Source organism: Collinsella aerofaciens (assembly GCF_020709435.1).
Taxonomy (GTDB): domain Bacteria; phylum Actinomycetota; class Coriobacteriia; order Coriobacteriales; family Coriobacteriaceae; genus Collinsella; species Collinsella aerofaciens_AU.
In genome coordinates this window covers 1-13,436 of the sequence record NZ_JAJFDP010000026.1, presented here as the reverse complement: position 1 = coordinate 13,436, position 13,436 = coordinate 1, and the positions used below count along the sequence as shown (strand labels likewise).

Below are 13,436 nucleotides of genomic sequence, written 5' to 3'. Positions count from 1 at the left end.
GGCCGACCCACTTCTTCTCGACGGGCACCGAGACCTTGGCCGTGGAGGTGTTGGTGAACGCGACGGTCGCGCCGTCCTCGGTCACGGCGCCCTCGGCCTTGGAGCCGTCGGCCCCGTTGACCGCGGTCGTGTAGCCCTCGGCGGCGTCCTCGGTCACGGTGTAGTGCACGCCCACGGGCAGGCCGGCGATGACCTTCTCCCCGCCGTCCTTGAGCGTGAAGGTCGCCTTGCCGTCCGCGAACGTCACGGCGTTCTCGCCCTTGCCGAAGGTGCCGGAGACGGGCTCGCCGTCCCCATCGGTCAGCGTGACCGCAAAGCCGAACTCGCGCTGGCTGTCGCCGCCGACGACCGTCTTCTTGACGGTGAGGCTGCCAGTCTTGGCGGTGTTGGTAAAGACCGCCGCCTCGACCGTGCGCTCAGCAACGCTACCGTCATCGTCAGTCAGCTGTGCAATCTTGGTCTTGGCAAACAGCTTACCGGCGCCGTCGTCGGTCACCGTGACGGTGGCACGATAGGTGGCCTTCGAGAACGTGAGTGCCGTCTCGTCACCCGACTGCTCGGTAATCACATAGGTATAGGTACCGGGCTTGGTGTACTCGATGGTACCGAAGTTGCCGACCTGGGCATCCTTGTGCAGCTCAATCGTCGACACGCCGTCCTTGGCGCCCTTGGGCATGGGTGCCTCGCCTTGGGCAGCCAGCGTCATGGTAAAGACGTCCGATGTCGTCCAGTTGCGTCCGGAAATCTTCTTTTGGACCTTGAAGGCGTTTTCCACCTTTGTGGGCTCCACGCTGTAGACGTTGGTGAAGCTCGCCTGCGTCGCCTGTCCGACGATACCCTTCTGGAGGTTCGCCTTATCGACAACCGCAAAGCCGTCCTCGCTCGTCATGAGCTCACCCTTGGAGTCGAGCTCCTGCACCTCGTAGTGCGTACCCGTGGGCAAGGTAACCGTGACGGAGCCGCCGGCCTTAAGCGCGATGGTGTCACCGCTCTTGATCTGTCCACTTACATAAGTGCCATTGGTGCCGCCGGGACGACCGGCGAACGCAAAGGTGCCGGCCAGCAGCGTTGTGCCATCGGCCTGGTAGAGCAGCACCTTAAAGGTAAATGCCTTGTTAGGCGCGGTGATGCCTTCGGCGGCCGTGACCGTCTTGCTCAACGTCAGGCGCCCGTCAGAAACCTGATCGGTAGTGGTGTTGGTCTTGACGGCAGGGTTGTTGCCGACCGTCACCGACGCCTGGTTGGAGATGTCGCCCGAAGCGCCACCGCTCTTGAACGCGTCCTCGGTCACCCGGACCTTAAACTGAACCGTGCCCTCCTTGCCGGCGGGAACGTCCTTCAACGTCCAGGTAAGGTTGCCGTCGTCGTCCTTGGATGCGACATCCGCATGGTCACCCGCGAACTCCACGAACTCGGTTCCCGCGGGAACGGCATCGGTGATCTTCACCGTGGCAGACGCGCCCTCGGTGTTCTTGTAGCCGATGGTGTAGGTGAGCTCATCGCCCAGCTTAATGCCCGAGCCACTCGAATCCTGAGCATCGCTCTCGGACTTCTTGGGCACGTAATTGGTCGTGGTGCCGGTATAGCTCTTGTTGTCAACCGTTACGGTAGCTTTGTTCTCAACGGTGCCGACCGCACCCTGGACGTCCTTCACAGCGTCCTCGGTAATCTTGACGCGCACGCGCACCGAACCGTTGCTGCCCGCGGGTTGCTCACCCAGGTTCCAAGTGAGCAACTGACCGCTCGCAGCGCCCTTATCGGCGTTCTTGCCCTCAAAGGCCTCGAACACAACGCCGGCAGGAAGCTCGTCGGTCACGGTCACGCTGGCCGGAACCAGGTTACCGGCGACATCGGCCTCAGTATTGACCCAGTTGATGGTGTAAACGTAGGAGTCGCCCACGGAAAGCAGCTGCCCGTCGATGTCCACATTGGGCTTTGCGACCGTGCCGATCGTCTTGACCTTGTCACGCGTGTTGTGGAAAACGATCTTGCCGTTCTCGGTACCATCGCGATAGGTCACCTTGGACGTCAGCTTGCCGTTGTTGTTGTCGGTCACCTCGAGCAGCACCCGGCACGTCGCGGACGTATCCACGGGGCGCACGCCCGCGGGCAGGCTGGCCAAGCGCTCCTTTGCCACCAGGTTAAAGCTGTAGGTAGTGGTGTGGTCGGCATTGTGTTGCTTGGTGGCAACACCATCGTTGACGGCGCGGGCAAGGTCAATCGCCTGCTCATGAGTTTCGCTGGTAGCATCGCCAAGCTTAAAGTAAACCTTGCCGAAGTCGACCGTTGCGGTACCGTTCTCGCCCGCCTGGGTCGTGCCCTCATCCATCTTTTTGAGCGAGCCATCGGCCTTCTCGGCATACAGGTCAAACGTATACTGGCCAGCCTCGATCTTGTCGCGGGAGTCCATTACCTTCTCGGCGGCAAGGCCCTCAAAGGTTCCTTTCGCGATGTAGCTGTTGGTAAAGGACACCTGGGCCTTGGCGGTACCGCTCTCGGAGCTAAAGGTCTTCGCGGAAAGCTCGACGTTCTTGGCGTCATAGTGCTTGACCGTGGTCACGGTATAGAGCGAACCGTTATCGCGCTTCTTAACCGCAATCCCTACCATCCAATAGGTGGAGTCGTATGTATAGCCGCCCTTGCCGCCGCCATTCTCGACAACCTTGTAAGTAAACGTCTTACCCGCATCTTCCGTCGCAAAGGTCAGGCCACCCAAAATGCCGGTATGGGACGTGCCATCGGCCTGCGGCTCATCGTTTGTCACGGTGAGCTTGTCCTCATCTGCGCGCAACAGCTTGTTGAGCTTATCGGTCGAGGCGGCGTCTTCGCCCGTTACCGTAAAGCTAAACATGCCGGCATGCAGGTCGTGCCCGTTAAGCGTCTTGACGATCTCCAGACCGCCCTGGAGCTCGTAGCTCGTCGAGGTGCGATACCTATTGGTGAAGATGAAGCCTTCCGAGCCGGTCGCGCCATCGGCGCGGGCCACAAGCTTGCCGCCCTCATCGGTTACGGTAACGGTCACGGTATAGATGTGCTGGTCATACTTCCACTCGCCGAGGCCGCTGTTCGGGGCCAGCTCATTAATAGCAAACTTATACGTGCCCGGTTTGTTAAAGGTGAGCTTCGAGAAATCGACCTGATAGTGCTCCCCGTCCTTGAGGCCCTCCTTCGTTTGCTTTTTCTCGACATAGCCGTTGTCCGCACCCATCGAAGATCCGGTGATGAGCTTGCCATCGATGGCAGTCTTGGTAGCATCGTCAGCCGCGGTCATAGCAAAGGTGAACTTGCCCGGAGCATCGGCACCGGCAACCACCTTCGTCACGGACGGGGTGTAGGTTGCCGCCTCGGTGACCGTATAGGTGTTCTTGAATTTGACCGTCGCGACACCGGTGGACGTTGCACCCGACGGATAGATCCACTGGCCCTCGAGCTCGTCCTTGCCATCGACCTGCTTGCTTACCGCTGTCGTGACTCTAAGCGTACCGTCGCCGTTATCCGCTACGACAGCCTTAACCGTATGGACCGTCTTGTCGTACGTATAGCCCGTCGCCTTGTCGTCAATCTCACTCACCGTATAGGTGAACGTCTTGCCGGCATCATCCTGAGTGAAGGTCAACCCACCCGCAGGTATCAAACTCACGGTCTTGGGGGCGTCGGCCTCGACATTTGCGGTCTCAAAGACCTTGTCATTCGTGGAAATGCCAACCTTGCTGGCAGATGTCTCGTCAGCAGGCTTGACGATATAACGGAACGTGCTCTTAGGCGAGCCAAAAATGGTCGCGTCCTTGGGATACGTCAACGTCTTCTCGATCTGCAAACCGCCATCGGCGCCATAGTCGAGACTTGCCGCGTAACGGTTCACAAACGAGACAGTAGGCGTTGTGGCGCCGGCCTCACTTGCATCGTACTGCTGCACGTAGGTAGTCGAATCTTGCTTGAGCTGGACGATCTTTTCGTCCGTCAGCGCGCTCGCGTCGGCGCCGTCGCCCAGCAGCTCCGTCACACCCGCACCCTTGAGCACGGTCGTCACGGTGTAGAGCTTAGCGGGGTCGTCCTTGTGTGCAAGAACCTTGACGAGCACGATAGCGTCACCAGTGTAGCCGGTGTCATAGGTGTAGCCGGCAGCAGCAGGCTGGTTCTCGTGAATGCGATAGGCAAATGTACGGCCAAGGTCCTGTTCCGTGAGCTTGCGGGCAAAGAGCTTCTCTTCCCCGCTTGCGCTCACCACAGCGCCGGACACGCCGGCCCCTGCCACCTTATTGGACAGGCTGGCCTCGGAGCCATCGACCGACGTCTGAACGCCGTTGTACCAAAGGCCCGTCACGGCAAAGGTAAACTGGCCCGCGGTAGAGGCGCGACCCTCAAGGGTCTTGCTCACCGTCACACCACCAAAGGTGCCCGACGCATGGTATGCGTTGGTAAAGGCGGCCTTGTCAGTTACGGCCTTGTCCGCATCGGAGGCGCCGGTGTTGGCGTAGGTCACGCTCGACACGCGCAGCTTGCCCGTGTGGTTGCCCGACTCGTCCAGATCGGTCACCACGACGGTCGCGCGTGCGGTGTGCTTGTCCATGGACATGCCCGCCTGGCCATCCTGCGCAGCTTTCTCGGTGATGTTGAAGCTAAAGGTGCCTGCGCGGTTGAACGTCACGGTCGGGGCGGCTTCGGTGCCAAAGGAGAACGATGCCACGCGTCCCGACTCGGGCGCGCTGGCGACAGCTTGGTTGACGTTAACGGCAACGGCCCCGTCCTTTACCGCTTGCGCGGTGGTCTTGCTCAAACCGGTCGCGCCGGCATCATCCGTAGCGGCAGCGAGGTTAAGGGTATAGCTCTCGCCCTGGTTCCAGTCGCGACCGCTCACGGTCTTTTGGCCCTGCAGGGTCGCGCTCGTGGACTCCACGCTATATATATTGGTAAAGGAAGGCGTAACGTTCGTGTCCAGCTGCTTTACCGAGCCGTCCTTTACAACCTTGTAGTACTCGATCGAGGTCTGGATGCCGGCGCCCTTCTTGGCGTTGCGCACCACGGCGTAATAGATCGATCCGTCGTAGGTCATGCCCGTAACACTGCCGGGATTCTCGGCGAACTTGTAAACGTAGGCACGTCCCGCATCCGCCTTGGCGGTATAGGTGATTGCCGGCCAGGTCACCGTACCGTCGGCGTTATTGCCCACGGTCGCGGTGTTGCCCTCGGGCATGGGAGCCGTCACGCGCGGATCGACCGTCTTGGGGTCGAACGCTGCGTCGTCGTCCGCATAGCCGCCCATACCCTCAAGCGTAAAGCTAAAGGCGTTCTGGGCAAGCGGGAACGTCCCGGCGTTGTCGGTCAGGTTCTTTTGAGCATGGATGATGATGCTGTGTTCGTGCGTATCGTAGCGGTTGGTGAAGGTTGCGACCTTACCGGCAACATCCGTCTTGGTGTCGACACCCGCGTCGTCGCACTCCTGCACCATCTTCACGCTCTTAACGACCAGAGCACCGGCATGGTTATCCTCCACCACGACCGTCGCGGTATAGACGGCGGCGGAGTAGCTCATGCCGTCCGCCCTGGCATCGGAGCCGGGGATAACCTCCGAGATGGTATAGGTGTAGGTGCCCGGCTTGGTATAGGTAATATCGCCAAACGTCGCCTGCTGGTCGTTGGTGAGCTCAACCGTCACCGCCGCGCTCTTGGCACCGTCGGGCATGGGGGCGCCGTCCTCAGGCGTAAGCTGCACGGTAAAGGAATCGCCATCGGCCCAATCGCGACCTTCGAGCACCTTCTTGGCGCTTAGGCCATTCTTTACGGGGTTGACACTGTAGTTGTTGGTGAACTCTAGCTTGTTGCTCGCGGGAATCTTTCCGTCCTCGAGCGCGACAATCTTGCCCGTGATGGTGTTGCCAGTTCCCGATTGCTCCTTACCGCCGGCTTTGCGGCTCACGAGGCTAAAGCCAGCCGGAAGCACAGACTCGTCGGCAGAGCCGGTCACGGCGTTGACGATGCTCGCCAGCACATTGCCACTGGACGCCTCGCCCTTGGTGGTGAGCTCGCTCACACTGTAGTTGTCACCCTTCTTGAGGTCGTATACGCGAATGGTCTCGCCGGCCTTGATGGAATGGGTGTCGCCGTTCCTAAGCTTAAAGGAATTGCCCACAGCGTTGCCGCTCGCATCGAACACATGCGCCTCGTAGCCCTCCTGGGACTTCGGCAGGGTGAACTTAAACGTAAAGGTCAGATCGTTGTCGTCCGCATCCTTGGTGGGCGCAGTAAGACCAGCATCCGCCGTCACGGTCTTAGTCACTTGCAGGCGTGCCACGCGACGATCGGTATACTGCACGGCCGTTGCCGTGGTAAAGAGATGATTGAGCTGAAGCGTGCCCAGATCGGTGCCATTGGTGGCATCATCGTCTTGATAAAGGGCCATGCGGTTGATGCCCGTATCGGCAAAGATGGTCGCCAGCTGGCCGTTGCGGTCGCCACCGTCCTCGACATAGCGCAAGACGGTCTTGGCACCTTGCGTCGTCTTGTCATAGCGCATATGCATCCAGTTGTCCGTAGGACTTGTCGGGCCCCATGTCAGGTTTCCGCTGGCGTCAACGGCCGCACTCTGCAGCTTGCCCTTAATGTGCGTAAGCGTGTTGTCAATGGAGTCGGGAGAGCCAAACTGTGCCAGGGAGGCGATCAGCGAACCCGGGCCGCTCACGCTGAGCACGCCGTCGCCTTTCTCACCGGCATCCACATACACGCCCGAATCATCCACAATCACCTTGGTGATAGTGTTGTTAATCTCATAGCCATCCGGGCTTACAGACTCACGCAGGTAGTACGTACCCTTGATAAGGGGTTTGTGATTTACCGAATCGAGTGGGAAGCATGCCGCACCCTTAATCTCATACGGATAGGTCGCGTCGTTCGCCTTCACGGTGTCATACGGCTCGGCACCGGGCTTGATGGCATACGTGCTGGGGCTATTGCCAGTAACGTCCTTAGCCTGGTACAGCTGAAACGTCGCGTCGTTCACGGGCTTACCCAGGTCGTCAACCTTCTGCACAAACAGACGGTTCTGAACGTTGGTGAGGTGAATCACCGTAGAGAACTGCCTGTTTATCGTTTGATATTGGACCATAGAGGTGTTGTCGATGGTTGCCCCCGCCAGAGACGATGCCGTGGTGTGATACACCGCCACGGTATATTCCGCCTTCGACTTGTCCGTCATCATGGTGGCGTACTTCTCGATATCTCCGGGCAGCGACCTGACCGTCACCACGTAGTCGCCCTTGGTATCAACATCAAAGACACTCGTGTCCGCCGATTTGGCAGCCTCGACCGCACCGGCAATGCCGTGCGCGGAGCACAGCTTATAGCCATTGAGCGGGTTGCCCGTGACCGCCGTCCACGCGTCTTCGCTTGTATGGTCCTCGCTCGCACCGGTGAGCTTGAGTACGACGGCAAACGTCGTACCCGAGCTAATGGCGTTGCCTTTATTGTCTTGCGTATCTTTATCTAGGGAAATAGTCTCCTTAGCGGCCAGATAGCCGCCGTTCAGCCACATGCGGCTACCCGTCCATGACTTGCCGTCGGCCGTGGTGACCGTCGTCTGCGGTGCAACCACCACACCACCCGAGCCACTCGTCGCAGCTTGCTTGTACTGCAGGTGCAGCTCACCTGGCGTTGCAGTGGTCGACGAGGTCAGGCTCGAGCGGTATCCCTCGGGCAGGCCAACTTCTTTGAGTACAAAGTAGTCGTGCCTATCAGCATGCTCTTCGTCGAACGAAAGAACAGAACGGTCCGGCTTCAGAAGTACCAGTCGGCCTTTGTCGTCCGTTGTGCCCTGGGCGATAGCCTTGCCCTGCTCATTCCAGTCGGCATCGGACCGATATAGCGCGAAAGTTGCGCCCTGGACTGCCTTGCCGTTCTGGTCAACCTTCTCGACCTCGGACGACGGCAGGGTGGTGAGGTTGAACTTGAGCGACATGTTCGACGCACCCGCACCACGCTCCAGGTAGAAAAAGCTCAGCGTGTGCTTGGTGCTGTTGCAGAAGGTGTTGCCGGAGAAGTTGGTAGTATCTGCGCCGGCGTCTTCGAACTTTGCCTTGATGTTGGTTTTTTCGATTTCCTTCTTGGTTCCATTCGCACCGTCGACATGACCGACTTTTACTTCACCAGTGGCGAAGTTGATCTCGAGCGTCGCCTTCTCGTGGATGCCGCCCAGATCGCCCACGAGTACGCCATCGATGTACACCCAGACGTCGTCGTCACCCGAGAACTTAAAGACCATGTCTTTGAGATCGGTGGTCTTGCCTTCCTTAGGCTGGACAAACTCCGTGGTCATGGACATGCCAAAGTGGTGGTTGAGCTTATCGTTCGTTCCGTCCGTTATCCCTATAGGAGAAAGCTGGCCGTTCCTCTCTTCAAAAACCTTGTCAGCCGAGTCAAAGGGGAAGAACTGACCCCGATTCGCATCTGACACGCTGTCCTTATATACGCCAGCCTTATCGTAGACGTCAAAGGAGTTAGTCGTGGAGTTATACACAGCATAGTTGCCGTCAGAGCCGTACGAGTCGTAAACGTAATAGCCATCCTTGAGCTGGAAAAGGCCTTGCACTTTGTTGTAAACGGCCTTGCCGTTGACCTGGCTGTCGTTATTAAAGAGATAAGCCAGCGACTCGTCGGTGTACGTACCACTCGTGTTATAGGAGGTGTAGGTGCCGGCTTTGATTGACGGATAGCCATCTACCAGCGTGTTCTTCACAAATTGAAGACGTCCAAAGCCGCCAATGCCGCTTCTTCCCGTCCATTTATTAATGCCCGATCCGGCACCGCCATTGAACTTGAGCTGGTGACCTTTGTTGATGCCGGTGTTGTCATTGCCATTATTGTTGTTTATGTTGACGGACTTATCATTGTCGCCGTTCACGACCCAATAGTCGAACAAATTGACCGTAGTGCCGGTGGGATTCACCGTCTGCACGGTGTGGTTGCTAAAGGGAACCGTTTGATCGGCCGACGCACTCGTCGCACCAAACAGGAGCGCACACGCCGCCAGCGGGACGGCCAAAACCCTCAGGACACGCTTTGCGGTATTGGTTTTCTTGCCAAAAGGCTTTAGCATTTCTCGAGCTCTCGCACACACGCGATTCATGAAGGCCCTCCCCAAATCCATGAGGACGGCAAGCAGCGGCTCATTATATATGTGTCGTCGTCCCCATCGATGCAAATATACGCCCCCCCCCGCGCAGAAACGCAAGGCGGGACATCGCAATATACTTAAAATTGTAGCAATTTAAACGACCCACTATTCCGCGTCAGGTTGCCACTCGGTCGTCAAATCGAACCATTCGCGCCATCAAAGGGGTTCGGCGGGATAAAACCGTCGGCAATCTTTATCCCCACAGCCCCACAAGGTAGCTAATTTGGGACGGGGCTTTTTTGACTACTTGGGCAATCAGATCGGCATGTAGTCAAAATAGCCGTCCCAAATAGACTGGTCTGACGCTGCGCCACGAAAAGGACCTATCTACTACGTTTAGGCCGCAGGGGTCAACCATAGCCGACTTTTTCGAAAATCGGCCAGCTCTCTACCTGCGGTTTTGTTTTTGCAAATTCCGGGATGGTCGAGGTAGCTCGGTTAAACGTAGTAGATGGCCGCATTTCGTGGCAAACGGTCCGACCCAAGGCCCAAGGCGGCCAGCCTCGGATGACCATTCACGAAGTTGCGGTGGAATACGGACTGAATTAGCGCCTTAAAGGCAAAAACACTCCGTATTTCACCGCAACTTATCGAGGGGATGGGTTTTAGAGGCGGGCGAGGTCGTAGGATCGGGCGGCTGCCTCGCCGGCACAGATGAGGTTGGTTGTGGCTTCTTGCAGATCGAGTGCCTGTTCCAGGTCCATGGGCTTGCGGCAAATCGGCAAAACCAAGTCAATACCCTGCTCGTACACCGCATCCAGGTTGACGGCACGACCGCCCACGACGGCGATCACCGGCTTGCCGCACCGCTTGGCACGGCGCGCCACGCCCACCGGCGCCTTACCGGCGGCGGACTGCTCATCCATATTGCCCTCGCCCGTTATGACCAGATCGACATCGCGCACGCGCTCGTCAAACCCCACGAGGTCGAGCAATGTCTCCACGCCCGAGCGCAACTCGGCGCCGAGCGCTAGCAGTGCGGCGCCCAGGCCGCCGGCGGCACCGGCGCCGGGCACGCCGAGCACCGAGCCAAATGTCCGCGCACCCTCGGGTGTGCGCAACAACCCTTGGGCCCGCGCCTCGAAAATCGCCGTATCGAGCAAGCGACCGTAGCCGACCATCCAGCTGTCGCACCTGCTCAGTGCCTCGGCATCATCCGCCGGCAGACCCTTCTGTCCGCCGAACACCGCAAGCGCGCCGCGACGCCCTACGAGCGGATTATCGACATCCGAAAGCACAACAATACGAGTGCCATCCAAAGCCCGAAGCGCTGGCGCCAAATCAACGCTCGCCGCCCGCTCAAGTCCGGCAAGACCGGGGGCGACATCGCAGCCCTGATCATCGACCACACGCGCGCCCAGCGCCTGCAGCATGCCGGCGCCACCGTCGTTGGTGGCACTGCCGCCCAAGCCAATATAGATAGTCTTTGCCCCGGCACGAACCGCGCGAAGTATGAGCTCGCCCACGCCATAGGTTGTAGCAGCCAGCGCCGACGACTCCGTGCGAGGCGAGTACCCAATGCCGGCCGCCTCGGCCATCTCGATGACCGCGGACTCGCGCTCGACATCAACCAGCATCCGGGCAGACACGCGGTCGCCCAAGGGGCCTGCCACCTCGCAGGTCACAATCTCACCGCCGCACGCGGCAACGGCATCGAGCGTTCCCTCGCCACCATCTGCCAGCGGCAATGCGCGCACCTCGGCATCGGACCACACACGGCGCACGCCTTCGGCAACCGCCGCCTCCGCCTGCGCACTCGAAACGCTGCCCTTAAAGGAGTCGATCGCCAGCAGCACACGGCGGGGCCGGCGGCACGCAGGACCAAAGTCAACCGCCGTGTCAGCATCCTCACCGGCACCTGCAAGCGCTGCGGCGTGAGCGGCGTGTGCTTCAAGATCGGCCCCACAACCGCAATCAGCGCCGCCCGCTCCGCGCAGACCGCCAAAATAGTTACTCAGCAGCTCGCGACATTCATCCGCCAGGACCCCAGCCGTCACGTTAAACCGATGATTCAGGCGCGAGTCGGCATTCAAATCGTATAGGGATCCCAGCGCGCCCGCCTTGGCATCAGCCGCGCCATACACGCAGCGCCCCACGCGCGCGTTGACCATAAGCCCCGCACACATGCAGCAGGGCTCAAGCGTCACATAGACCGTGCAATCGGAAAGGCGCCAGCGACCGAGCGACCGAGCGGCAGCGCACAGGGCCGCGAACTCTGCATGAGCCGAAGGATCCTGATCGAGCTCGCGCCGATTGTGCGCCCTCGCGACGATCTCGCCGTCGCGCACCACTATGGCACCGATGGGCACCTCGCCCACCGCCGCGGCGGCGCGCGCCTCCGCCAGCGCCTCGCGCATGAACTTCTCGTCGATTTCGGTGATCGTCATCGTTCGCCTTCCCTGTTGCAAATTCAAAACGATGCTATCATTACGACTCACGGAGAGATGGCAGAGCGGTTGAATGCGGCGGTCTTGAAAACCGTTGAGCGCGAGAGCGTTCCGGGGGTTCGAATCCCCCTCTCTCCGCCACTTTAGTGATTCACCGGTGTCATGGTCCGCTCAAACAGTGCATCGACCACGTCGGCTATCTCGGGTCGACGCTCAAGATCGTGGCCCGATTCCCACCATATCGTGAAAAGTCGAATAATACCGCCGGCGACAAACTCAGACGTCGTCTCAAGTGACACGGGGGCCAGGGCATCCTCGGCAAGCACGTTCATCACACGCTCGCGGATGGAGTGGGCAATGCGGTCGCAAATAACGTTGGTCAACATGCCCGACATGCTGCTTGCCAAAATGTTATCCATGAGCCGCTCGTGCGCCAGAATCAAATCCATGGCATCGTCCAAAATCGCGTGCCGAAGCGCGCGCACGTCCTCGGCAGACACCGCGCCGGCCTCATCGGGCTGTTTTTGCGGCAAGCCCGACATGAGCTCATCGATATAAAAGGCGAAGTAATCGTTTTTATCGCGAAAGTGCTTATAGAACGTCGTGCGGCGAATCATGGCCCGGTCGCAAAGCATAGCAACCGTCAAATCCTCAAACCGATACTCTTCCAAAAGCTCGGTAAAGGCATCGAACAGGGCACGATAGGTTTTCTTGATGCGAAGGTCCATCCGTATCGCCATCCTCAGGGCAAAGACAACACTCGTCAATCTGTCGCATATCTTACACCTGTACCTCGCGCGCTTTGCCCCGGTGCCGACCCCGCCGAAAACATAACGCTTGCCGGAAAGTTCGGCACGGCAAAACGTTGCGGGTATACTAGTAGCGTTATACCAACGGCAGCTGGCGCATGCCGCCGCGGCCATTCGAAACGGAGACATCATGATTACCGTCATCATCGGCATCGTTGTTGTCATTGTGATTGTCTGCGCCATCGCCGGCATCTACAACAACATGGTCACCAAGCGTAACCGCATTGATAACGCCTGGCAGAACATCGATACGCAGCTGCAGCGCCGCAACGACCTGATCCCCAACCTGGTCGAGACCGTCAAGGGCTACGCCAAGCACGAGCAGGAGACGCTCTCCGCCGTGATCAGCGCGCGTAACACCGCCGTCAAGGCCACCACGCCCGAGGCCAAGATGGAAGCCGACAACGTGCTGACCGGTGCGCTGCGCCAGCTCTTCGCCGTAGCCGAGGCCTATCCCGATCTTAAGGCAAACACCAACTTTACGCAGCTGCAGGCATCGCTCGAGGATACCGAGAACAAGATTAGCTACGCACGCCAGAGCTACAACGATTGCGTGCTCAGCTACAACAACGCCATTCAGACGTTCCCGGCTGTCATCTTTGCCGGCATCTTCCAGTTTAAGGAGCGCCAGGGCTTCGAGGCCGCCGAAGCAGCCCGCCAGGCCCCGACCGTCAAGTTCTAGTAGTTTGACAGCGCATCCTTAATCGGCCAAATGCATAAACCGCCCCGTCGAATGCATACTTCGACGGGGCGGTTTCCTTTTTCGCGAAGGTCCCCCTCTAAGCGTCGTGCATTTTTAGGAGTATTCAACATAACCAAGAGCTTCGGGCGCCACGATAAATGCCAAAGACCGCGAATATCCCTGCAAATCAAACGCTGCCAGCCCATAACCCCGCCCATCATTCGTAGAAAACATCGAGAACTCCCGATTTTTTGCCCGAGATCGGTATGCAGGGACCTTCGACTGCAGAATACTCGCAAAAATGCACGTCGCCACCGCCCCCACATGGCGCGAAGCAATCAAAACCACCCCTAAAAGGGGTGGTTTGCTCTTAGGGTATAACCCTTGGATTT

Annotated in this window: 5 protein-coding genes and 1 tRNA gene; 2 read left to right on the top strand and 4 right to left on the bottom strand. The window is 59.0% G+C overall.

All coding sequences use genetic code 11. From position 1 onward, the window contains the following. Together LK493_RS09695 and tadA are read right to left on the bottom strand one after the other, a co-directional pair. Window positions 1-9,088: Spy0128 family protein (locus tag LK493_RS09695; RefSeq protein WP_227790882.1), on the bottom strand; the 9,088-nt coding region annotated here is incomplete at its 3' end. A gap of 683 nt (window positions 9,089-9,771) precedes the next feature. After that, window positions 9,772-11,553, bottom strand: coding sequence for a tRNA adenosine(34) deaminase TadA (tadA, locus tag LK493_RS09690; RefSeq protein WP_227790881.1), 1,782 nt, complete (start codon window positions 11,551-11,553; stop codon window positions 9,772-9,774). A 51-nt stretch (window positions 11,554-11,604) separates the two neighbouring features. Between tadA and LK493_RS09685 the strand changes: the two genes are divergently transcribed. After that, window positions 11,605-11,694 (top strand) — tRNA-Ser (locus tag LK493_RS09685). Window positions 11,695-11,696: 2 nt separating this feature from the next. Here the strand turns inward: LK493_RS09685 and LK493_RS09680 are convergent. Then, a complete protein-coding gene (locus tag LK493_RS09680) occupies window positions 11,697-12,281 on the bottom strand; it encodes a TetR/AcrR family transcriptional regulator (RefSeq protein WP_227790880.1) in 585 nt (194 codons plus the stop codon). A gap of 211 nt (window positions 12,282-12,492) precedes the next feature. Here LK493_RS09680 and LK493_RS09675 point away from each other — a divergent pair, with 211 nt between their 5' ends. Further along, window positions 12,493-13,044 carry a LemA family protein gene (locus LK493_RS09675; RefSeq protein ID WP_082421874.1) on the top strand — a complete coding sequence of 184 codons (552 nt, stop codon included), beginning with the start codon at window positions 12,493-12,495 and terminating at the stop codon, window positions 13,042-13,044. Between the two features lie 114 nt (window positions 13,045-13,158). Here the strand turns inward: LK493_RS09675 and LK493_RS09670 are convergent. Continuing rightward, a partial coding sequence (locus tag LK493_RS09670; protein WP_227790879.1) for a hypothetical protein occupies window positions 13,159-13,436 on the bottom strand: 278 nt, incomplete at its 5' end.

Excerpts from the sequence above, each read along its gene's own strand:
- tadA (WP_227790881.1), bottom strand. The coding sequence starts at position 11,553 with ATGACGATCACCGAAATCGACGAGAAGTTCATGCGCGAGGCGCTGGCG.
- LK493_RS09680 (WP_227790880.1), bottom strand. The coding sequence starts at position 12,281 with ATGGACCTTCGCATCAAGAAAACCTATCGTGCCCTGTTCGATGCCTTT.
- LK493_RS09675 (WP_082421874.1), top strand. The coding sequence starts at position 12,493 with ATGATTACCGTCATCATCGGCATCGTTGTTGTCATTGTGATTGTCTGC.